This is a genomic window from Streptomyces sp. NPDC059909, from assembly GCF_042730885.1.
Lineage (GTDB): Bacteria > Actinomycetota > Actinomycetes > Streptomycetales > Streptomycetaceae > Streptomyces.
The window spans coordinates 1-21,390 of the sequence record NZ_JBHWKX010000091.1 but is presented as its reverse complement, the minus strand read 5'-3'; the positions used below and the strand labels follow the sequence as shown (position 1 = coordinate 21,390).

Below are 21,390 nucleotides of genomic sequence, written 5' to 3'. Positions count from 1 at the left end.
GCGACCAGCGCAGCAACGTCTCTCGCTCCTCATCCGCCAGAACCACCTCGACCGTCGGCCGACCCATACGCGCCATGAGCCCAGCCTACTTCTATGGCGGAATAAAGACTCAGGACACTAGATGATCGATTCCAAGGGATCGGCTGCGCGCACGAGGAAAGGGAGCCCAACGTCAGTGTGTGAAGACAGAGTTGGACTCCCTCGCCACCGCACTCTATGTGAAGACCGACCAGTCGCCATCGCCCGCGCGGGAGCGGTGCAGGTAGTCCTCCAGTCTCCTTGCAGCCCACAATCGACTGTCATTCCCGTGGTCCCAGACGAAGATGTACGGGCGCTCGGTCGTGAGCACGAAGGCGAACTGGTCGCCCCCGCCGTTGTCGCCGAAGAACAGCAGCGGATCGAAGGGCATATACAGGCCGGGGAACGTATCAGGGGACCTGAACAGCAGGTTTTGCTGCACCAGTGGGAGCAGCACATCACCAAGCCTTGAGCACCCGTGTCAGTACCCGGTCTGTTCCGGCTCCTCCGGTCGGCGCGCTGCTCCTCGGCGGCATGGAAGCAACCGAGTGCAGCCGGAACGGCTTCGTCGAACACGCCGGCCGCCAAGCGGGCGTGCCCGTGGAGAAGCTGCCTGTCAGTCGCCTGCTTCCCGCTGCGCTTCCAGGCGATCCAGCTGCGCCTCGGCCGACTCCGGGCTGCGGATCAGCTTCCACGTCTCGATTACGCACGCGACCAGGAGCCCGACGCCGGCCAGGAAGAACGCCACCCGCAACGGCGGCCACCACCGCACCTTCACCAGCCCCCACCCCGTCACGAGCAGCCCGGCCAGCAGCGTCCCGCCGACCCTGCGCAGCCACAACTCGATCCCGTCCCACATCGCCCCGCCCCTCCCAGGCCACCACCCCTGCGCGGCTGGAGCGCGATCCTACGAGCCACAGCACACCCGCCGCCCGGCAGCCCACACACGGCAGAGGGTCCCCGGCGGCTACAGATGTGCCCGGCCTGCAGCCGCCGGCCCCCGTCACGTTAGGGCGGGCGTCAGCTCTTGGCGTCGTCGCCGCAGGCCTCGACGGCCCGCACCTTGGGCTCGCCCACCACCTTGGCCTCGCCCACCACAACTCCCGTCCACGCTCCTCCCAGGGAGTCAGGCCGGCGATTCTCCTGGGTCAGCTTGCCGTCCATCCTGGTCCAGGGCACTCCGTTGCGGTCCACGAAGTTCAGCCCTCGCAGCTGGAGATACGTGCCGCCGGGCAGGCCGTTGTACAAGTCCGGGCCGGCGTGGTCGGGGCGCAGAGGTTCCGCCGATCCTGACTGATCAGCAGACTCGCCCTCCTTGTACCGGAGGGACTTGCCGTCGATGACCGTCTCCGTGCACGGCGGCAGGCTGGGCAGCACGACGAAGAACACCACGTCCTTGTGGCCGGGCAGGCGCCCGTCTGCGTACTGGTCGCGTTCCCCGGCCGTGAAGTGGATCCGCACGTGGTCCACGGGGTCCGGGGACCGGTTCATCACGTGGATCTGGGCGCCGTCCGCCACTCTCCCGGTGATCCAGTACGAGACACGCGATGCGTGCGCGCGCTGCTTGTCCTCGTTCTGCTGCTCCAACTGGTCCGCCGCCACCAGGGCACTCCAGATCGTGCCGACTCCCGTCGCCACCAGGCCGCCGAGGGACACCACGATCGTGACGACCGCACCCACCCCGAGGAGGTTCAGCCGCCCGAACCTCACGCCGGCCTCCGGCTCCTCGGCTCGCTCCCGCACCCGCACCCGGTCCGGCCTCGGTCTCGGTCGCTGCCTCGCCAGCCGGAGTCTTGTCCGCCTCGCGGTCCCGCTCTGTGACACGCATGCCTCCTCGCACCGTTGCACAAGGGGACGCACCACGCGCGCGAACGGCTCCCGCGCTGCCCGGACTCCGCACACGGACCCGCGAGCGTCAGCTTCTTGACGGCCCGTCACCATAGGGCGGAATCGCCGACACCGCGCTCGGCTGGACCGAGCCCGCCCCCGGTGTGGTGGAAACGATCACGTCTGCCTGTGGTTCGTCACTGAGTCGGTCGACAGCGGTGAGGATGGCGTTTCGGTGCCGTGCTTGTCGATGACGTCGACGAAAGGCTGCAGGTCTCCTTCGGCGGAGTCGCGTGCGGCGTAGGCGTTCACCCTGACCAGCCATCAGCCCGCTACACGCCAACCGCCCGGAATCGCCCCAGGTCAGACGGCAAACTCCGGCTGAAGTGCGGGTCCCCTCCCTACACTTCACGCCAGCTCACGAACTCATGCCGGTCCCCTGCCGAGAGCCGTTCGCTGAACGGGTTCACCTCGCCGGTCAGGACCGCCACGCAGAACGATGCCATACCACCGTCCTAACACGGTCCAGCGGTTCACCCCGTACGGCATCTGCCTCCGAAAGACGGCCACCCGCCAGTCGTCGGGAGCGCCCTCGCGCAGCCAGAACGCGACGTCGCTGCTCGCCGAGTCCGCGAAGGGCAGCAGTGGCGGCAGCGCGTCTCCCGGCAAGAGGGCACTCACCTCTTCACGGTCATGGTCCGAGAGGGCGGGATCGACTCTGTCCAGGAGGTCCCCGTACGCCGAGCCGGGACCGGCGACGTGCCGACGGACAGGTACTCGTCGATCTTGCCGCCGCCGTACGACTCCAGTCGGGTCGTATGCCGAGGCGTTCCAGGACGGGAATCTTGGCAGTGGGCCGGGCTGACTCGTACGAGTGAGCCCGAGTCCATGTCTACCGATGGCCGTGCCGCGCCTGTGAGCCTCTCACCTGCTGATTTCTCCGTTCCGCGCAATCGACGCGGAAATCTGCAGCAGGAGCGGCTTGCAAGGCGATACACGCAGCAACTAGCGTCCATTCTTGTTGGACGAATCGTCCAATTATTCTGGACGGGTTACGTGTACCCCGAATACGCCTTCCTGTGCCCGTCGCGAGGAGGAATCACCATGCTCGACGCGCAAGAACTCGACAGCGAGTCCGCGGGGCTGCTTCCAGCCTCGAAGTCCTGGGCAAGGGGCGGAGGAAACCGCCGGACACGCCCCGGGTCGTCCCGGAGGGTGCCTTCGCGGCGGGCCCTCGAGTACGCAAGCTGTCTGGATGCAAGGGCAAGGCCACTTCCGGTTGCAGTGCCAGGGCAGTTGCACCATTCGGGTCCGTCCGCTCGTCCTGCGTCGCAGGTGAGGCCGCGCGGAGGAAGCGCCTAGGGCGCACAGACGCTCAATCGCACCACCACCGGCACACTCTGCGCAATTTATGCACACCTGGGGTCCCGAGGCGGTCGCTTACCGCGGACGCGGTAGTCCGCGTCGACCGGACGGGTCACCGAATCCTTTTATTCTACGTTTCTGTTTTCGTCCAACCGACTGATATGTCGGGGCGATTCAGCCGCGTACACAGAACCACTTCCCCACACCAAATGTGTCGTGACGTGCGGATTCCCGTATTTCGCGTGTACGCGGCCGGGGCACACGCATGCGACGACGAAGGCATGACCAGCTTTCTCATCGCCGACTCCACAACATGCACCAGCCCATGGGGATCCGTTCACAGCTGTGGCACTCCACAGCCCATCTGAGGGGCTCTTCTTTGCTTTCCGCGCTCATCACTGTGACGTCGCTGGCGCTGTTCTGGATGGCGGCGTTCACTCTTTGGTGGCAGATGCATGCCTGGCGTACGCCGGAGACACTGGCAGCCACCCGTTTCGCGCGGCCTGACGGGGACGCGGGCCTGTCCTTCTCCCTGCTGGTGCCGGCCCGACACGAGCAGGCTGTCCTGGAGCACACCATCAACGGTCTGCTGACCTCGACGCACGGCGACTACGAGATCATTGTCATCGTCGGCCATGACGACCCCGGCACCACCGAGGTCGCCGAGCGCGTCGCGGCCCTCGCCCCGGACCGGGTCCGGGTCGTGGTCGACACCAACGAGGCCAAGAACAAGCCCAAGGCTTTGAACACCGCGCTGCCGTACTGCAGAGGCGACGTCGTCGGGGTCTTCGACGCCGAGGACCAGGTCCATCCGGCCCTCCTCGCCCACGTGGACCATGCCTTCCGCGTCACCGGCGCCGACGTCGTGCAGGGCGGGGTCCAGCTGATCAACTTCCACTCCAGCTGGTACAGCCTGCGCAACTGCCTGGAGTACTTCTTCTGGTTCCGGAGCCGGCTGCACCTGCACGCCCTCAAGGGTTTCATCCCGCTCGGCGGCAACACCGTCTTCGTCCGCACCGAAGTGCTTCGCGACGCCGGCGGTTGGGATGAGAACTGTCTGGCCGAGGACTGTGACCTGGGCGTGCGGCTGTCCAGCAAGGGCAAGCGGGTGGTCGTCGCGTACGACTCGGAGATGGTCACCCGGGAGGAGACCCCCGGCACGCTGCTGAGCCTGCTGAAGCAGCGCACCCGCTGGAACCAGGGCTTTCTGCAGGTGTACCGCAAGAGGGACTGGAAGCAACTGCCCACCCTGGGACAGCGGATGCTCGCCCGTTACACCCTGATGACGCCGTTCTTCCAGGCGTTCACCGGGGTGATCATCCCGGTGAACGTCATGGCGGCGCTCTTCCTCGACGTCCCGGTCGGCGTCGCGGTAGTCACCTTCCTGCCCGTCTTGACCACCACGGTGACCTTCGTCTTCGAGATCGTCGGACTGCACGACTTCGGCCGCCAGTACGCCCTGCGGGTACGCCTCATCCACTACCTCAAACTCATCGCGGGCGGCCCCTTCTACCAGCTTCTCCTGGCCGGCGCCGCCACGCGCGCGGTGTGGCGGGCGCAACGCGGCCGCAACGACTGGGAGCTGACCTGTCATGTCGGCGCCCACCTCACCGAAGCGACCCGGAAGGACGTGCTCCGGTGACCGTCACCCGGCCCACCGCTACCCTGCCCACCGGGGCTGTGCCCGCGCCGCGTACCGTCGCCCACCCCGTCGCGAAGAACCCTGCTCCACGATTCCGCTTCCGCACCTCGCGCCCGGATCAGCTGCTGTGCGGCGCCCTGTTGATGGTGATCCTGATCGTCCAGGGCTGGAACATCACGCGCTTCCCGACGTTCAGCGACGACGAGGGCACCTACCTCGCGCAGGCCTGGTCGGTCCAGCAGAGCATGGGCCTGGCCCACTACACGTACTGGTACGACCACCCACCGGTCGGCTGGATCCAGATCGCGCTCATCACATGGCCGGCCTCTCTGATCGACCCGTCCACCATGACGGTAGCGACGATGCGCTACGCGATGCTGCCGATCAGCGGGATCAGCGCGGTGCTGCTGTTTGTACTGGCGCGGCGGCTAAGCCTGCCGCGCTGGGCGGCCGGGCTCGGCATGGCGCTGTTCGGGCTGTCGCCGCTGTCGGTGATGCTGCAGCGGGAGATCTTCCTCGACAACGTCGCGGTGATGTGGATGCTGCTGGCGTTCTGCCTGGCTGCGTCCCCCAGCCGGCACCTGTGGCACCACTTCGGGGCCGGGTTGGCCGCCGCCGTTGGCGTCCTGAGCAAGGAGACGATGCTGCTCGTGCTGCCGGCGCTGCTGGTGACGTTGTGGCGACACAGTCACCGTGACACCCGCAAGTACGCGGTGACCGGCGCGGTGGCCGCCTGCGGGCTAACCGGCCTGGGGTATCCGCTCTATGCCTTGCTCAACAGTGAGCTGTTCCCGGGCAATGGGCACGTCTCGCTGATCGACGGCATCAAATACCAGATGAGCCGCGATGGCTCGGGCTTCATCCTCGCCAAGGGCACCGGCTCGCACGCCGTCTTGGAGTCGTGGCTCTACTACGACACCGTGCTTCCGCTCGGCGGACTCGCGGGTGCCGTGCTGCTGCTCGGTGTCCTGCGCTGGTCGGTGACGGCCAGGGCGCTGGCCGGTCCCGCGCTCGCCGTGGCGACCCTTGCTCTGGTCGTCATGCGTCCGACGGGCTATCTGCCCGCCATGTACGTGATCCAGGCGCTGCCCTTCCTCGCGCTGATCATCGCTGGAGCAGCCGCCAGCGTCACCCACACGGTGCTGCGCAGGCGCCGCAAGGCCGACGAGTCCACCGGGCTGAAGGCGACCCGCTGGGGGCTCACCTTGGTGCTCGCCGCGGCCGCGGCCGCCTATGTCGTGCCGCACTGGTACGAGAGCGACCGCACCGCGCTGACCGCCGACGCCAATGCCCCCTACCGGGCCGCTGCCGCCTGGATGCGGGACGCCGTACCGGACCCGGGCGGCACACGGGCGCTGGTGGACGACGCCCTGTGGCTCGATCTCGTCCACGCCGGGTATCAGCCCGGTGATGGCGCCATCTGGTTCTACAAAGCCGACCTCGACCCGGCCGTCGCCGGGACGCTGCCCCGCGGTTGGCGGGACATCGACTACGTGGTCTCCTCTCCGACGGTGCGCCGCGATGCTGTCGACCTGCCGACCGTCAGGGCGGCACTGGAGCACTCCGCTCCGGTGGCGGTCTTCGGCCGGGGCGAAGACCGCATCGAGATCCGCCGGATCGCTGGAGGCACCAGATGAGCGTGCTCAGCGCCGGATCGGAAAAGATGCACGACCCGGATCTGCGGGCCCCCGCGCCCGGCACTGTCGTTATCCCCACCGTCAACGAGGCCAGCAACATCCGCGAACTCCTGGCGCAGCTGGGCGCGCCCCTGCCCGGTCGGCTGACCAGCTGCGAGGTCGTCTTCGTCGACGACAGCACCACCAACACCCCCGCCATCGTCGAAGCGGGCACCCACAAGGACGCCGACCTGGTCGTGGCCAACACCGGCGGCGGCCGCACGCTGGCCGGGCCGTACCGGGTCGCGGTCTCGCGCGGCGCGACCTGGCTCACCAAGGGCCTGTTCCCACAGGCGCTGCGCGGCATCAGCGACCCGATGAGAGGCGTCTTCGCCATCCGCCGGGACGCGCTGCGCGGCCAGCGGGACAGCGGCGCGCTGCGCCCGCTCGGCTACAAGATCCTGCTGGAGCTGGCCGTACGCTGCCGTCCGCGCTCCGTCACCGAGGTGCCCTTCGTCTTCCAGGACCGGTACGCGGGCGAGTCCAAGACGACCACGCGGGAGGGGACGCGCTTCCTCGCCCATCTGATCGAGTCGCTGCTCTTCCGCAACCGGCGCCGGCACCGCCACTGGGCGAACCGGGTGGACCGGTTCGCGCTGCTCGCCAACGCCGATCTGCTGCTGCGCATCCCGCTGATCGCGGTCCTCATCGGCCGCCTCGGCATGGACGTGTTCACGGCCACGGCGCTCGCGCTGGTGGTCACCTTCGTCCTGCGTTTCGCGGGCACCGAAATGCTGGTCTACCTGCCGCACCGCAGCCGCCGGGGCCGCACAACGATCGAGGAGTCCTGATGCCGAGGAGCGTACGCGGCCCCATCGCGGCCGCCACCGCCTTCATCCTCGCCGCCGTGGCAGCGCCCTTCGTCCTGCTGGCGGCCCCGCAGGAGGCCGAGGCGGGCACCAACCTCGTCATCAACCCCGGCTTCGAGAGCGCCGGCACCGGTGACATGCCGGCCTGCTGGGAGAAGTCCGGCTGGGGCGACAACGACTTCACCTTCACCACCACCTCCGACGCCCACACCGGGAGCAAGGCGGTCAACGTCGCCCTAACCCGCCGCGCCGACGGTGACCGCAAGGCGATGATGACCGAGACCGCCGACTGCGCACCGCATGTGACGGCTGGTCAGCAGTACGATCTATCGGTCTGGTACAAGTCCACGACCGCCGACACCTCGGTCACCCTCTTCAGGCACGACACCACGCTGGGCTGGCAGTACTGGACCGACCTGATGAACCCGCCGATCAGCGCCACGTGGAACAAGGCCGAGGTACGCACTCCGCAGGTCCCGGTCGGAACCGACCAGATCACCTGGGGCGTGTCGGTCTACGGCGTCGGCAGCGTCACCACCGACGACTACGCGGCCGAACTCGTCAGCGGGACCACCCCCGAGCCCGTCTGCACAGGCTCCGCCGCGCAGTGCGAGAACGGCAAGTGGGACGTCCTGCCCGTGCAGAACCCGGTGCGCTCGATGCACTCCGTCGTGCTGAAGAACGGCAAGGTCCTACTCATCGCCGGCTCCGGCAACGACACCGGCAACTTTGCGGCCGGTACCTTCACTTCCGCCGTCTACGACCCCCAGGCCGGCACCTACAAGGTCATCCCCACCCCCGACGACATGTTCTGCTCAGGCCATGTGCAGCTGTCCGACGGCCGTGTCCTGGTCATGAGCGGCAACAAGGACTACCCCGCCGCGAACGGCTCGCACGGCTACAAGGGCTACAAGCACAGCTACGTCTTCGATCCGGACACCGAGAACTACACACAGACCAACGACCTCAACGACGGCCACTGGTACCCCTCGGCCACCGAGCTGGGCAACGGCGACGTGCTGTCCTTCGGCGGCCTGCGCGAGGACTCCACCGGCTCGGTGACCGCCGAGAAGTGGTCCGCCGACCAGGAGCGGTGGCTCCCGCTGTGGCAGGTCAACCAGACCTGGTCGTACTGGGGCCTGTACCCGTCGATGATCCTGATGCAGGACGGGCGGCTCTTCTACTCGGGCAGCCATGTCTTCGGCAACGGCACACCCGGCACCGGCTCCGCAATCTACGACTACACCGCCAATACCATCACGCCCATCAGCGGTCTGCAGAACAAGGACGAGCGCGACCAGTCCGCGAGCGTGCTGCTGCCCCCGGCCCAGGACCAGAGGGTGCTGACGATCGGCGGCGGCAACATCGAGACGAACCCCGACGCCAACCGGCTCACCGACCTGATCGACCTCAAGCAGCCGAACCCCGTGTACTCGCCCGGTCCACCGCTGCCCCAGGGCACCGTCGACCTCGGCACGGGCACGGTCACGCAGAGCCAAACCCAGGGCAAAATGTACGTCTCCGCCGTGCTGCTGCCCGACGGCAAGGTCCTGGAGACCGGCGGCGGCCTGCACAATCGGGCCGACCCCGTCCACGAAGCCTCGCTCTTCGACCCGCAGACCGGGACCTTCGACCCGGTCGCCGCCGACCCCGAGGCCCGCGGCTACCACTCCTCGGCCTTCCTGCTGCCGGACGGCCGCGTGATGGCGACCGGCGACAACCCGGGCAACGGCACCTGGAACCACAACGTGTCGATCTACACCCCGGCGTACCTCTTCAAGGGCCCCCGGCCACAGATCACCTCGGTCGCCGACAGCCACTGGACATACGGCAGCACTCAGCGAATCACCGTCGACCGCACCATCACCAAGGCCGAACTGATCCGCCCGGCCGCGGTCACCCACTCCTCCGACCCCAACCAGCGCTACGTCGACCTGCCGCTGACCGTCGACGGAAACAACATCGACCTCAACGTCACCAGCAACCCGAACCTGGCACCGCCCGGCTGGTACATGCTCTTCACGGTCGACGCGAACGGCGTTCCCTCGGTCGCGAAGTGGGTCCACCTGGACGCCCAGGGGAACACCGCCGCGCTGCGCTCCACCACCCCGGCCGGCACCGACCAGCCCTCCCCACACATCCACGACTTCGCGAGGGACCTGGCCAACCACCCCCAAAAGCCCGGGAAGAAGCGCACCTCGGCACCGGTCGGCGTCCGCGTCTCCGGCTGCGACAACCGCTACGGCACCCCCGACCTCTGCATCCCGACCATCTTCCCGGACAACGTCAAAGCCACCACGACCGCCCGCTGCACATGGCTGAGCAGACACGATTTCAAGCTGCCGTTGAAGGCCAACGGTGTCGACGACCCGCTGCGGCTCGATCCGAACAAGAACGGCCTGGCCTGCGACCGTACTGACCGCATGCCACCCAGGCCAACTTCTCGGCCGTAAACGACTCCGTTGGGAAATCCGCGAATGGGTCTATCAAGAATTAGGTGTGGTTCGTCTGTTTGGCCTACGTGTTTTGTGTTGGGCTGTGTGGCCTATACCTGGTTGGCGGCAAGGCGGCCGTCGAAGAGGACGTCGAACTCGTTGATCGCCGGTGCGCTCCTGAGCACGGCGCCACTCCTTGTACAGGGCGTCCGATTCCTCAGCTTGAGCGGCGTGCCGCTGATCAACGGCGCCGACCGGACCCTTCGGTGGTTCATCGAGGACGTCTGGGGCCAGTTTGACGACGACCACACCCGCCCCGGCGCCCCGCTGTTTCCCTCCGAGCGGAAGCCGACGGCTCCTCGCGTCGGGTTGGCGACGACGCCCTGCGAGGTGGACTCAAGGACGCGGCCAAAGCGCACCTGCCCGCTTGGGGCGAGAAGCTGACCCCACATGTCCTGCGGCATTTCTGCGCGTCCCAACTCTACGGAAACGGGCTGGACTTGCTCGCGATCCGGGACGTTTTGGGACATTCATGGATCGCCACGACGATGCGATACATCCACGTTCAGCAGACCCGGGTCGAGGACGCCTGGGTCGCCGGGATGGAACGGGCTGCGAAGCGGCTGGAAGGACTGATCCGATGAGGTGGAACCTGCGGCTGACCGCCGCGAACAAGGGGATCTGGAAAGCCTCCGAGCTCCAGCGGAGCCTGGCCGAGCACGGGTTGGTGATCTCGGCGGGGAAGATGTCCGGTCTGTGGTCCGGAAAGCCCGTCTCGCTCAAGTTGGAGGACCTGGACGTCATCTGTGTCGTCCTCGGCCGTGAGATCGGCGACCTGCTGATCCCCGAGCCGGAGAAGGTCAGCCGCCCGGGGCAGGCGGCGACGGAACGAGCGGCGGTCGGTGCAGGGACCGCCGCACCGGCGTGATCCCCAAGCGCCGGGACGGCCGGTCGCTGCCACCGGAGTGAACTGGTGGCACGCTTCCCGAAGGGCTACGTCAAGCCCACCAGCTCCTGCCCAGGTTGCCTGGCCTGGGGCGACTTCCGCGGTCGGCTCTGTCACACCTGCTACGTGTTCGGCCGCAGCCACGAAACGGCCGTCTGCATCGGCTGCCAGCGAGTTCAGCCGCTGAAGTGGGAGTACTGCCGTCTGTGCTGGTGCCAGGCCCGGCTCAACGCCAGGACCGCCACCGGCATGCCGACCGTCAGCGGCGAGGTGATGACCCCGTGGCTCCAGGCCGTCCGCCATCACCAGCTCTTCTTCGTGGGACTGCATTACCGCAAAGGATCGGCTCTCACCGCCCTGCACCACGTCAAGGCTCGAGAAGCATCCCGCAGGCCGCCGCCCGTGTCGCGCTCACGGCCGAGAATCGGTTGGAGGCAACTGCCACTGTTCGAGCAGGTTCCGCGTAACTTCGGCCGGCTCGACCCGGCCGCCGCCGACCTGGCCAGCCCCTGGCTGGCCTGGGCGAAGCACCTCGCCCACCAACTCGCCGAAGCCCGGGGCTGGGGGCGCGGCATCCGCTTCGCTGTCAACCGCGGCCTGGCCATCGTGCTCACCGGATACACCGAGGGCGACGTCATCCGCCACAGCGAGATATTCACCCCGCTCCGTGCCCTCGACCTGCGGGTTGGCCACGTCATCACGGTCCTTGAGGAGATGGGAATCTTCCTGGATGACGAGGAACCCTTCTTCGAGCGATGGCTCGCTGAGCGTCTGGAAGGCATTGCCCCCGGCATCGCTGCGGAAGCCGAACGCTGGACCCGAGTTCTGCGCGACGGCGGCCCCCGCAGCCTGCCCCGGCAGCAAGCCATGGTCCGGCTCTACCTCAACCGGGCCCGCCCAGCGCTGTTGGCGTGGTCGAACCGCTACGACCATCTGCGGGAGGTGACCCGCGAAGACGTGCTGGCCCATGCCAAGACACTGCACGGCCGCCACCGCATGGACGAGCTGGTCGCCCTGCGCTCACTGTTCGCCTGGGCCAAGCGGTCCGGCCAGATCTTTCGCAACCCGGCCAGCCGTATCAAGGTCGGCCAGATCGAGTACAGCGTGCTCCAACGGCTCGCACCCGACAAGATCGACCGCTCCGTCGCCGCGGCCACCACCCCTGCCGCGCGGCTTGTCCTCGCTCTCGCGGCGGTGCACGCGGCCCGGGTCGCCCAGATCGCCACTCTCATGCTCGACGATGTCGACATCGGGAACCGCCGCCTGACCATCGCCGGCCGTGTCCGGCCCGTCGACGATCTCACCCTGAAACTACTGCTGGACTGGCTGGAATACCGGCGCGAGCGCTGGCCAAACACGGCCAACCTCCACCTGCTGATCAACAACCAGACCGCTACGGGCACTGGTCGCGCCAGTAACCGCTGGATCCGTGGGCCCCTGCGCGGCCAGGAGGCGACTTTGGAACGGCTCCGCGTCGATCGACAACTCGAAGAGGCCATGGCCCAGGGCCCTGACCCCCTCCACCTTGCTGAGGTGTTCGGGCTTCACGAGAAGACGGCCATGCGCTACGCGGAGTCCGCACGAGCTCTGCTGGAGCAGGCTGCCGAGACCGACCCCTGATGGGGATTCTTGGAAACGACTGGTGTTGCCCTCGCCTCACTTGATCCAGTTCTCAACGACTGGGGAGGGTTGGCAGGTATCACGCCGGCGACAAGCCGGTGCCGCGAGGCTGGTCAGGTGCAGCCCGTGCTCGCGGCCCTGCTCAAGGCTGTACGAGAATCTTCCGGGCCTACTTTCGCCTCTTCCGCGGGAATGGCCGGCCGTGCCGCGTAGCGGCTGCGCATCGCGTCGCTGGCTGCGGGGCCCGCGGTGAAGACGTAGGCGGCGCTGTCGTCGAGTCGGCGGCCGGTTTTGGCGTCGACGACCACGGGCTCGACTTCCTCGCCGCTGTGCGCGTCGACGAGGATCATGCTGCGCTCCGTCGGCGTGAGGCGGGAGTTGCCCCAGGCGGCCAGGGCGACGATCACCGGGCGCAGGGAGCGCCCGAGTTCGGTCAGGACGTACTCGTGCCGGACGGGGCTGGTCTGGTAGGGCCGACGCTCCAGCAGACCGTCCGCGACCAGGGTCTTCAGCCGGGTGGTGAGCATGCTGGAGGAGATGCCGAGGCTCTCCTGGAACTGGTCGAAGCGGGTGTAGCCGTCGAAGGCGTCGTGGAGGATCAGCAGTGTCCACCACTCGCCGACGTGTTCCACCGTCGTGGACAGCGGGCACTCCCGGTCCTCCAGCCTGATCCGGCTTGCCACGGCGACCATCCCCTCAGTTACTGCTAAAGTCGAAGTTAGTAGCTTCTATTTTAGCAGTCGAGAGCGGGGGTGGCGCCTCGTATACCCGCGCCCGGGAACGGAGCACAACGTGACCACATCCATCAGCGAATCCCTCGAAGGCCGACGCGCTCTGGTCACCGGCGGCACCAAGGGCACCGGAGCCGCCATCGCCCGACGCCTGGCCCAGGCCGGTGCGACCGTGCTGGTCACCGCCCGCAGCCGCCCCGACGACGTCGAGGAGAAGACCTTCATCGCCGCCGACCTGTCCACCGCCGGAGGCGCCGCCCACGTCGCCTCCGAGGTGGACGCCCGCGTGGGAGGAGTCGACATCCTGGTCAACACCCTCGGCGGCTCCGAGGCGCCGGCAGGAGGATTCGCCGCGCTCGGCGAGGACGACTGGGTAAAGGAGCTGAACACGAACCTGCTGGCCGCCGTCCGCCTGGACCGCGCACTCCTACCGCACATGCTCGCCAAAGGCAGGGGCGCGATCGTGCACGTCACCTCGATCCAGCGCCGCATGCCGCTGTGGAACGGCACCCTGGCCTACGCCGCTGCCAAAGCCGCCCTGACGACCTACAGCAAAGGACTGGCCAACGAGGTCGCCCCCCACGGCGTCCGCGTCAACACCGTCTCACCCGGCTTCGTCCAGACCTCGGCCGCCGACAACCTCGTCGCCCGGATCGCCCACGACGCCGGAATCACCCAGGAAGCGGCGCTGGGCCGGCTCATGGACTCCCTGGGAGGCATCCCGCTCGGCCGTCCCAACCAGCCCGAGGAAGTTGCCGAGCTCGTCGCCTTCCTCGTTTCCGACCGCGCCTCGGCCATCGTCGGTGCCGAACACGTCATCGACGGCGGCACCACCCCCACCGTCTGAACCCGCCACCACCATCAGGAGCGTCATGCACGACAACCAGCCCCGGACCATCACCCCGGACGCCCTGCCCAAGGTGATCACCCGCTACCTCACAGCGCACCGCGCCCACAACACCGCCACCGCGGTCACGACGTTCACCGACGACGCCACAGTGATCGACGACGGCAACACCTACCAGGGCAGCGCCGCGATTGAGCAGTGGCTGGACCGATCCGCCACCGAATTCACCTACACCATCCACCTCACGAACGCTCAGGAGACCGACACGGCCCACTACATCGCCACACACCACCTCGAAGGCAACTTCCCCGGCGGCACCATCGATCTCCGCTATCGGTTCACGCTGCGCGACGACCTCATCGAACACCTCGTCATCGAACCCTGAGCCCGCTCCCACACCACCTGTTCCCGCCCACGAGAGAGACCCCACCCACCCCAGACCGCCCCGTCCCAGCCCTCGTGCCCACCCAGCCACCCGACCAAGAGCCAGCCCTCAAGTTCGGCATCCACCCGTAGATCAGCACTTGGACGCCTGAGGAATCAAGGCGAGCAACTCCGGTGCCATCCGCAGCACAGGGTGAGGAGATTCAAAGATCTCCATCACCCCGCGAGTTGACCCCGAACCCACGGGGCCATCCCCCAGAATCAGGGCACCGCACCCTCGGGTTCGCGCTGAAGAACCTTCAGTTTCCACGAACTCGCGGGGGTCACCGGCCTTGGAGGCCAACGAGACAGCCAATATCGGCGAGATTGATCTTGAATGGTGAGAGGACTCTGTCGACGCCGCGAGGGCCAGCCGGGACCCGGCTGCCCCTCGCGGTTACTCCCGTAGTGGGACTGGCGTCTGTCAGGTCAGTCGGCGGCGGATCCACCAGGCGCAGAACCCGGTCAGGGCCAGGGCGAGGCCGAGGTAGAGCCCGGTCTCGGCCCATTGAAGGGCCCAGAAGTTCCCGGCGGGCTGGTACGTCACCTGCTGCTTGTAGCCCAGGGCGCCGAGGTCGGCGACGCAGCGGTCGACTTGCTGCAGGGCGGGCGGGCCCGACTCGGTGTGCAGGCAGTCGGCGAAGGACGACGGCACGGGGGCCGGCTGACCGGCGGCGTTCAGCGTCTGTTGGAAGGTGACCCAGGACCCGGGCACTTCTTCGAGGTGCGCGACGATCTGCTCGGCGCCGTCCTGGATGCTGATGGGAGCGCCGCCGGGCTCGATCGGCACGGTGGTCCGGTCCGCGGCGGCCAGGTGGGGCCGGATCCACATCGGCACCACGATCTGGACGGCGGCGTAGAGGGCGAACGTGGTAGCCATCGCGGGCAGGGTGCGGCGGATGACCAGGCCGAGGGCGACGCCCAGGACGAAGGCGAAGGCGGCATGGGCCATGGGGACGACACCACGTGCGGCGAAGGCCACGGGGTCGAGCTGCGAGAAGTACGTGTCCGTCGCGCCACCGCCGTTGACAGCCCGGTCGATGGGGCTGCTCCACCAGCTCACCGCGAGTGCCGCCAGTCCGGCAGCGGTCATGGATGCCGCCGCACCAAGGCCCAGCTTGGTCGCCAGCCAGCGCGTACGGGTGACGCCCTGGTTCCACGCGAGGTAGTGGGTGCCGGTCTCCAGTTCACGGGAGATCAGCGGCGCGCCCCAGAACATCCCAATAGCCACCGGCACGGCGAGTACGACCAACAGTCCGGCGTAGTAGAGGGTCTGGTCCGAACTGGGGAGCTGGTCCACGAGGCTGCTGCCGGCAGCTCGGTAGAGGTCGGCCAGCTGCGGGCCGGTGACCGCGAGGGTGGCGGCGAGGGCGGCCACCGCGGCGAACATCACGGCGGCCTGGGTGCGGAACTGGCGCCAGGTCAGCCAAATCATCGGAGTACCTCCAGCGCGGGTCGGGTGTCACGTACCGCGTCGGCGGGCCGGGTCATGTAGGCCAGGACGATGTCTTCCAGACCGAGCGGGCTGACGGTCCAGGACGGATCGTGGACCGCGGTGTCGGTGCGCACCAGGAGGGTGGTCTGCCGGTCGGTGTGGCTGGCGGTGATGACGTGCTGACCGGCCGGGAGCGTGTCCGGTTCCCGGCGCGGTCCGGTGAGCCGGTGGTGGCAGGCGACCAGGTCGTCGATGTCGCCGGCCACCTGCACCCGGGAGTCGACCAGCACGATGACGTAGTCGCAGGACCGCTCCACATCGGAGACCAGGTGGGAGGAGAGTACGACGCTCAGCTCGTGCTCGGCGACGGCCTCCATCAGGTCCTGCATGAACTCTCGGCGGGCGAGCGGGTCCAGCGCCGCGACCGGCTCGTCCAGGATGAGCAGTTCCGGGCGCTTGGCGATGCCCAGGGTGAGAGCGAGCTGCGCGCGCTGGCCGCCGGACAGCTTGCCGGCCCGCTGCTTGGGGTCCAGAGCGAGTCGACGGATCCGGTCCCGCGCCAGGCCGTCGTCCCAATTCGGGTTGAGGCGCTTGCCGAAGTCGAGGTGGTCGGCGACGCTCAGCGCGGCGTAGATCGGGGTGTCCTGGGCGACGAAACCGACCTTGGCCAGCTGTTCCACACCCGCAGCAGGACGGCCACCGCACACCTCGATGATGCCGGCCGTCGGGGTCAGCATGCCGGAGGCCAAGTTCAACAAGGTCGACTTGCCGGCCCCGTTGGGGCCGACCAGGCCCACCACCCGGCCGGCCGGGACATCCAGGTCGCAGTTCTGCAGCGCCCAACGCTGCTTGTACCTCTTGCCCAGGCCCTGGGCTCGCAAGACAGCGCTCACGCTACGTCCTCTCCGGCGGCGTCACGAAACGTGTTCACGAACAGCGCCTCGATGCTCTCCTCATTGAGCCCGGCCAGGCGAGCCTTGGTCAGCCAGCGCTGCAGGTCCTTGCGCAGCGGTCCGTGTGCGGCGAGCGTGCCGTCGGCCAGCGTCCGGGTCACGAACGTCCCGACGCCGGGACGGGCGGCCACCAGGCCGTCGTGCTCCAGCTCCCGGTACGCCTTGAGCACCGTGTTCGGGTTGATCGCCATCTGCTTCGCCACGTCCTTGACCGTCGGCAGCCGGTCCCCCTCCTTCAGCAGGCCGAGTCGCAGTGCGTGCCGCACTTGCTGGACCAGCTGTTGGTACGGGGACAGGCCGGACCGGCCGTTCAGGTGGAACTCAATCACCGGTTCCTCCATTTATCTAGTTGCCTAGCACTATAGCCCTCTACGTCGACCATTCGGCAAGGCGTGCACTGCGGCGCCAGCCGCCCGGCACCGAGGGGGTCGACTCCGCAAGGTTGGCGCTCACCAGACCTCGCCCGGGTGTTGAGAAACGACCGTCTGTCGACACTCGCGCGCGTGATCAAGAACCCGCAGGTGGGCAGTGTCGGCAACTCGCGTCGGAAATCAACGTCGGTGAACGGTCGTTGGGGGTAGTTTCCGACAATGCTTCTTGGCTACTGCCGCACTTCGACGGCCGAACAGAACCCCGACCATCAGATCGACGCACTACTGCGCAACGGCGTCGACCGCGGCAACATCCACGTCGACGTCGCCAGCGGCGCGAAATCCTCCCGCCCCAAGCTTGACCTCTTGACGCCCGTCACCGTGCGGCGGCGCTCCATCCGCCCCATAGTCAGCCGCCCACTTCTCCAGGACATGTAGCGCTGTATGACTGCCGTGGTCGTCGTTTCCCCTCGCTGGGCGTTCGGTAGACACCTGTACGCCGACAACGGATGGCGCGATCGGGGGCGCTCGCATGCTCCGGCGCCCGTCCACGCCGATCCTTGTGCGAGCTCCGCGGCTACCGCCGCCTACATGCACGGCTGTCGGCGACGCGGTTCAGCGGTCACCCTGTGTGATCAGGGTGGAGATCGCGCGTGCGGTTGTCGTCTGTCCTGCAGCACGGGATGCTGGGGAGCACGAAGGGCAGCGGTGTCATGGATCGTTTTCCGAGTGCGGCCAACGTCGATTTCCACAGTCCCTTGGACCTCTCCAAGGCCGCCACCGCCGTACTGGACGACAAGGGCCGCATTGTCGGGTGGGGATCCTCGGCCCAGCGCCTCCTCGGACATTCTCCCGAGGAGGTACTCGGCCAGTCGGCCGCCCGGCTGCTGGCGACGAGTTCTGGGCAGCGACCGGCTGCCCTCTGCAGGGCGCACAAGACCCGCAGCACCGTCCTGGACCTCTGCCATCGGGACGGACATACGGTGCGCGCGGCCGTGATGTTCAGCCCGCTGTCGCACGAGAGCGGCGCTGCGGCCGTCGTGGTGGCCGCCGAACTGGAGGCGCTCCGCAGCTGGGAGGCGCAGCTGGCGATGCTGCAGGGCCTGGCGACCGAGTCTCCCGTGGGCCTGACGATCTTCGACACCGAGATGCGCGTCGTCTGGGGGAACGTCTCCACCGATCTGGAGCTCGGGGGGATCGCCCAGTACACCGGCCGGCCGGCCGCGGATCTCTTTCCGGAAGGCGAATTCATCTCCCGCCACCACCCCCCGGACGAGGACCAGGTGATGCATCACGTGCTGACGACGGGGGAACCGATCGTCGGCATGCATTACCGCGGGCGCGCCCCCGCCGACCCGGTGCGCGAGCACGTCTGGTCCTGCTCCTACCACCGGCTGCTGGACGCCCGAGGCGAACCGCTGGGGCTGTTCGAGGAGTCCCTGGACATCACCGACCGCTACCGCGCCCAGGAACGACTGTCGCTCCTGGTGCGGGCGGGAAAGCGCGTCGGTGCCTCGCTGGACGTGCGTCGTACGGCTGCGGAACTGGCCGACGTGGCGGTACCGCAGCTGGCCGACGAGGTGCTGGTGGATCTGCCCCCGGCGGTCATCGAGGGACGGCAGCCGCCGACGCGCTCGGCGCCGGGACACGGTCTGCTGCGGATGCACGGTCGGACTCCGGAAGAGTTCCGGACCAGCCCGGTCTCCTACCCACCCTCGTCACCGCAGGCGCTGAGCCTTGCCACCGGCCGCTGCGTCGTCGATGCCTGCCCGCGCGAGGCACCGGGCGAGGCGGGGTCGGCCGCCTCGCCCTCCTGCCTGTTCGTCCCGCTGCTCACCCGCGAGGCCGTCCTGGGCCTGGCCACCTTCCGGCGCAACAGCAACCCCGACCCCTTCGGCCCCGAGGAGCAGGCACTCGCCATGGAGCTGGCCGAGCGGGCCGCCGTCGGCATCGACAACGCCCGCCGGTACACCAGTCAGCATGCGGCAGCCCTGGTACTGCAGCGAAGCCTGCTGCCACGGCACCTGCCTCAGCAGAGCGCGGTCGACGTTGCGTATCGCTACCTGCCCGCCGACAGCCGCGTGGGCGTGGGCGGCGACTGGTTCGACGTGATCCCGCTGTCCGGGGCCAGAGTGGGACTGACTGTAGGTGACGTGGTGGGCCACGGTATGCACGCTGCCGCGACCATGGGCCGGCTGCGCGCCACCGTACGGACCCTTGCCCTGCTGGACTTGGACCCGGCCGAGCTACTCACACGGCTGGACGACCTGGTCGCGCAGGAATCGGAGCCCGACGCGGATGACGGGCTGAGCGGCGGGGCAATGGTAGTGACCTGCCTGTATGCGATCTACGACCCGGTCAGCGGCCGGTGCGTCTGGGCCAGCGCGGGCCATCCCCCGCCGATGGTGGCCGATGCGAGCGGTTCGGTGGCCATGTCCGCTCTGGCGCCGGGACCGCCCTTGGGGCTGGGCGGCCTGCCGTACGAGAACGTTGAGCTGGACCTGTCCAACGGCAGCGTGCTGGCGTTCTTCACCGACGGCGTCGTGGAGGACCGGTGCCAGGACATCGACAGCGGTATCGACCGCCTGGCCGAGGTGCTCACCTGGCAGCGATGCCCGCTGGAGGAACTGTGTGACCGGGCGCTGTCGGCCCTGCCGCCCGGACCACAGGTGGACGACGCCACGCTGCTGCTCGTCCGCACTCGGCAGCTCGACGCCGACCAGGTGGCGGACCTGGAACTGCCGTCCGACCCAGCCATGGTGGCCCAGGCCCGTACGCTCACTGAGCGCCAACTGGCGACCTGGGGCCTGTCCGAGCTGTCGTTCACTGCCGCACTCGTGGTGAGCGAGCTGGTCACCAACGGCATCCGGTACGCCACCGGACCGGTCATGCTGAGGCTGATCAGGGATCGCTGCCTGCTGTGCGAGGTCTCCGACAGCGCGCACACCGCACCACACCTGCGGCGAGCGCGCCGCGACGACGAGGGAGGCCGCGGCCTGTTCCTCGTCGCCCAGATGTCCCAGCGCTGGGGTACGCGGTACACCTCCTCCGGGAAGACGATCTGGGCCGAGCTGGCCATCCCCAAGGACCTCTGCCCGAGTCAGGGGCCGGATGCCGCGTTGAGCGCAGCCCGCGGCAATCAGCACCTCGCCGGTCACGCATGGTCCTGCTGACCGAGGGCGGCATCGTGCCCCCAGACGGAGGCCTCCCCTCCTGACTCCCCTTCACCCTGCGCCCGATCCGCTCATCGGGCCGAGAATCGTCACGATGTCGTCGACCTTCACGTACGAGATCCCGACCGAGGCGGTGCCGTCGTCGTGGATGCGATCTCGTACTCGGCGTACGTCGACTCGTCGGCGTAGTGGTACGTCCTTCACTCCCCGGAGCGCGGCGTCCAACTGAGCTGCACCTCGCTGCGATGGTGACTCCTCCCCCCGGATAAATCCGGGGGGCTTCTCCTGTCGGTGGCTCAGGCCACGTCGGGAAGGACCAGCCCGGCCCTGATAGCGACGTTGAGTGCGCCCACCTGATCGGCGTTGGCGGTGTGACCACACCGGGTGCACTCGAACTTCTCTTGGGTGGTGCGGTTCTCGCCGGACACGTGCCCGCAGGCGGGGCAGGTTCGGGAGGTGTTGCGGGGGTCCACCGGGATCACAACACGACCGGCGCTCTCAGCCTTATGCGCGAGGATGCCCAGGAACACCCCCCAACCCGCATCGTGGATGTTCTTGTTCAACCCGGCCTTTGCCGCCGCACCGTTCGGCAGGAAGCTGCCGGGTATCTCGGGATCGGGCTTCGGCTTGGGTGTGCGGACCATGTTCGCGATGCTCAGCCGCTCGTGCGCGATCACGTCGTAGGTGCGGACCAGCGCGAGCGCGGTCTTATGCGCGTGGTCCATACGCTGCCGCCTGACCTTGCGGTGCAGCTTGGCGACCTTCTCCACCGCCCGGCGGTACTTGACTGTGCAGTTCTCCCGCCTGCGGCGCGGGAACGCCTTGAGCGCCCGCTGAGCTTCCGCGAGGGCTTCGGCGTTGCGCTTGCCGTGCCTCGGGTTCGGCTGATGCTCACCCTCGCTGGTGGTGAGGAAGTGAGCTATGCCCATGTCGATGCCGGTGACCATGCCTGTTGTGGGGAACGGTTCGGCGGGAACCTCGTCACAGGCAAGGATCACATACCACTGCTTGCCCTCGCGCTTAATACTGCAACCGCATGTGGCGTGACGGTCTGCGGTGCTACTCGTTGGTCTGACAGTGTGAACAGTCGCTGACGGTCGAGCAGGTCGAGTCGTGGTC

General features: G+C 68.1%; 18 protein-coding genes and 2 pseudogenes. 11 read left to right on the top strand and 9 right to left on the bottom strand.

Annotation, left to right across the window (positions count from 1 at the left end; genetic code table 11):
• Positions 1-214: 214 nt before the first annotated feature.
• From ACFV9O_RS35120 to ACFV9O_RS35110, 3 genes are all read right to left on the bottom strand, one after another.
• Entirely contained in the window at positions 215-475 is a 261-nt protein-coding gene (locus ACFV9O_RS35120; protein ID WP_385425556.1) for an SMI1/KNR4 family protein, read from the bottom strand.
• 159 nt (positions 476-634) lie between these two features.
• Positions 635-877 (bottom strand): hypothetical protein, encoded by a 243-nt coding sequence (locus ACFV9O_RS35115; protein WP_385425553.1) that lies wholly within the window; start codon positions 875-877, stop codon positions 635-637.
• A 161-nt stretch (positions 878-1,038) separates the two neighbouring features.
• Positions 1,039-1,728 (bottom strand): hypothetical protein, encoded by a 690-nt coding sequence (locus ACFV9O_RS35110; RefSeq protein WP_385425550.1) that lies wholly within the window; start codon positions 1,726-1,728, stop codon positions 1,039-1,041.
• 1,906 nt (positions 1,729-3,634) lie between these two features.
• Between ACFV9O_RS35110 and ACFV9O_RS35105 the strand changes: the two genes are divergently transcribed.
• From ACFV9O_RS35105 to ACFV9O_RS35075, 7 genes and pseudogenes are all read left to right on the top strand, one after another.
• Positions 3,635-4,852 carry a glycosyltransferase gene (locus tag ACFV9O_RS35105; RefSeq protein WP_385425565.1) on the top strand — a complete coding sequence of 406 codons (1,218 nt, stop codon included), beginning with the start codon at positions 3,635-3,637 and terminating at the stop codon, positions 4,850-4,852.
• Positions 4,849-6,489, top strand: a complete 1,641-nt coding sequence (locus tag ACFV9O_RS35100; RefSeq protein WP_385425547.1) for an ArnT family glycosyltransferase — start codon at positions 4,849-4,851, stop codon at positions 6,487-6,489. Before ACFV9O_RS35105 ends, ACFV9O_RS35100 begins: the two co-directional genes overlap by 4 nt.
• Positions 6,486-7,319: a hypothetical protein gene (locus tag ACFV9O_RS35095; RefSeq protein ID WP_385425544.1), complete on the top strand. Its 834-nt coding sequence runs from the start codon at positions 6,486-6,488 to the stop codon at positions 7,317-7,319. The genes ACFV9O_RS35100 and ACFV9O_RS35095 overlap by 4 nt, the downstream gene beginning before the upstream one ends.
• Positions 7,319-9,790, top strand: coding sequence for a galactose oxidase-like domain-containing protein (locus ACFV9O_RS35090; protein WP_385425541.1), 2,472 nt, complete (start codon positions 7,319-7,321; stop codon positions 9,788-9,790). The genes ACFV9O_RS35095 and ACFV9O_RS35090 overlap by 1 nt, the downstream gene beginning before the upstream one ends.
• A 365-nt stretch (positions 9,791-10,155) precedes the next feature.
• Positions 10,156-10,416: a tyrosine-type recombinase/integrase gene (locus tag ACFV9O_RS35085; protein WP_385425562.1), complete on the top strand. Its 261-nt coding sequence runs from the start codon at positions 10,156-10,158 to the stop codon at positions 10,414-10,416.
• Positions 10,413-10,741: pseudogene (locus ACFV9O_RS35080) on the top strand (helix-turn-helix domain-containing protein). The gene ACFV9O_RS35085 and the pseudogene ACFV9O_RS35080 overlap by 4 nt, the downstream one beginning before the upstream one ends.
• A 4-nt stretch (positions 10,742-10,745) precedes the next feature.
• Positions 10,746-12,338, top strand: coding sequence for a hypothetical protein (locus ACFV9O_RS35075; RefSeq protein WP_385425538.1), 1,593 nt, complete (start codon positions 10,746-10,748; stop codon positions 12,336-12,338).
• 113 nt (positions 12,339-12,451) lie between these two features.
• On the opposite strand, the gene ACFV9O_RS35070 is transcribed toward ACFV9O_RS35075, so the two are convergent.
• On the bottom strand, positions 12,452-13,030 hold the full coding sequence (locus ACFV9O_RS35070; protein WP_351615627.1) for a helix-turn-helix domain-containing protein: 579 nt from the start codon (positions 13,028-13,030) through the stop codon (positions 12,452-12,454).
• Between the two features lie 100 nt (positions 13,031-13,130).
• Here ACFV9O_RS35070 and ACFV9O_RS35065 point away from each other — a divergent pair, with 100 nt between their 5' ends.
• Entirely contained in the window at positions 13,131-13,916 is a 786-nt protein-coding gene (locus tag ACFV9O_RS35065) for an SDR family oxidoreductase (protein ID WP_385425534.1), read from the top strand.
• 25 nt (positions 13,917-13,941) lie between these two features.
• The gene (locus ACFV9O_RS35060; RefSeq protein ID WP_385425531.1) at positions 13,942-14,301 is read left to right on the top strand and encodes a nuclear transport factor 2 family protein; all 360 of its coding nucleotides are present in this window, start codon (positions 13,942-13,944) and stop codon (positions 14,299-14,301) included.
• 462 nt (positions 14,302-14,763) lie between these two features.
• Here the strand turns inward: ACFV9O_RS35060 and ACFV9O_RS35055 are convergent, their stop codons facing one another.
• From ACFV9O_RS35055 to ACFV9O_RS35045, 3 genes are read right to left on the bottom strand one after another with little or no spacing between them, the layout of a single operon-like run.
• The gene (locus ACFV9O_RS35055; protein WP_385425528.1) at positions 14,764-15,774 is read right to left on the bottom strand and encodes a transporter; all 1,011 of its coding nucleotides are present in this window, start codon (positions 15,772-15,774) and stop codon (positions 14,764-14,766) included.
• On the bottom strand, positions 15,771-16,667 hold the full coding sequence (locus tag ACFV9O_RS35050; RefSeq protein ID WP_385425525.1) for an ABC transporter ATP-binding protein: 897 nt from the start codon (positions 16,665-16,667) through the stop codon (positions 15,771-15,773). Before ACFV9O_RS35050 ends, ACFV9O_RS35055 begins: the two co-directional genes overlap by 4 nt.
• On the bottom strand, positions 16,664-17,068 hold the full coding sequence (locus ACFV9O_RS35045) for a GntR family transcriptional regulator (RefSeq protein ID WP_385425522.1): 405 nt from the start codon (positions 17,066-17,068) through the stop codon (positions 16,664-16,666). Before ACFV9O_RS35045 ends, ACFV9O_RS35050 begins: the two co-directional genes overlap by 4 nt.
• A gap of 249 nt (positions 17,069-17,317) precedes the next feature.
• Here ACFV9O_RS35045 and ACFV9O_RS35040 point away from each other — a divergent pair, with 249 nt between their 5' ends.
• Both ACFV9O_RS35040 and ACFV9O_RS35035 read left to right on the top strand, forming a co-directional pair.
• The gene (locus ACFV9O_RS35040) at positions 17,318-17,536 is read left to right on the top strand and encodes a recombinase family protein (protein WP_385425519.1); all 219 of its coding nucleotides are present in this window, start codon (positions 17,318-17,320) and stop codon (positions 17,534-17,536) included.
• A 275-nt stretch (positions 17,537-17,811) separates the two neighbouring features.
• Positions 17,812-20,271, top strand: coding sequence for a SpoIIE family protein phosphatase (locus ACFV9O_RS35035; RefSeq protein WP_385425559.1), 2,460 nt, complete (start codon positions 17,812-17,814; stop codon positions 20,269-20,271).
• Positions 20,272-20,322: 51 nt separating this feature from the next.
• Here the strand turns inward: ACFV9O_RS35035 and ACFV9O_RS35030 are convergent, their stop codons facing one another.
• The gene (locus tag ACFV9O_RS35030) at positions 20,323-20,496 is read right to left on the bottom strand and encodes a hypothetical protein (RefSeq protein ID WP_385425516.1); all 174 of its coding nucleotides are present in this window, start codon (positions 20,494-20,496) and stop codon (positions 20,323-20,325) included.
• 71 nt (positions 20,497-20,567) lie between these two features.
• Positions 20,568-21,299 (bottom strand): annotated as a pseudogene (locus ACFV9O_RS35025) (RNA-guided endonuclease InsQ/TnpB family protein); the annotation flags it as partial.
• Between the last annotated feature and the right edge of the window lie 91 nt (positions 21,300-21,390).

Excerpts from the sequence above, each read along its gene's own strand:
- ACFV9O_RS35115 (WP_385425553.1), bottom strand. The coding sequence starts at position 877 with ATGTGGGACGGGATCGAGTTGTGGCTGCGCAGGGTCGGCGGGACGCTG.
- ACFV9O_RS35105 (WP_385425565.1), top strand. The coding sequence starts at position 3,635 with ATGGCGGCGTTCACTCTTTGGTGGCAGATGCATGCCTGGCGTACGCCG.
- ACFV9O_RS35095 (WP_385425544.1), top strand. The coding sequence starts at position 6,486 with ATGAGCGTGCTCAGCGCCGGATCGGAAAAGATGCACGACCCGGATCTG.
- ACFV9O_RS35090 (WP_385425541.1), top strand. The coding sequence starts at position 7,319 with ATGCCGAGGAGCGTACGCGGCCCCATCGCGGCCGCCACCGCCTTCATC.
- ACFV9O_RS35070 (WP_351615627.1), bottom strand. The coding sequence starts at position 13,030 with ATGGTCGCCGTGGCAAGCCGGATCAGGCTGGAGGACCGGGAGTGCCCG.
- ACFV9O_RS35060 (WP_385425531.1), top strand. The coding sequence starts at position 13,942 with ATGCACGACAACCAGCCCCGGACCATCACCCCGGACGCCCTGCCCAAG.
- ACFV9O_RS35055 (WP_385425528.1), bottom strand. The coding sequence starts at position 15,774 with ATGATTTGGCTGACCTGGCGCCAGTTCCGCACCCAGGCCGCCGTGATG.
- ACFV9O_RS35045 (WP_385425522.1), bottom strand. The coding sequence starts at position 17,068 with ATGGAGGAACCGGTGATTGAGTTCCACCTGAACGGCCGGTCCGGCCTG.
- ACFV9O_RS35040 (WP_385425519.1), top strand. The coding sequence starts at position 17,318 with ATGCTTCTTGGCTACTGCCGCACTTCGACGGCCGAACAGAACCCCGAC.
- ACFV9O_RS35035 (WP_385425559.1), top strand. The coding sequence starts at position 17,812 with ATGGATCGTTTTCCGAGTGCGGCCAACGTCGATTTCCACAGTCCCTTG.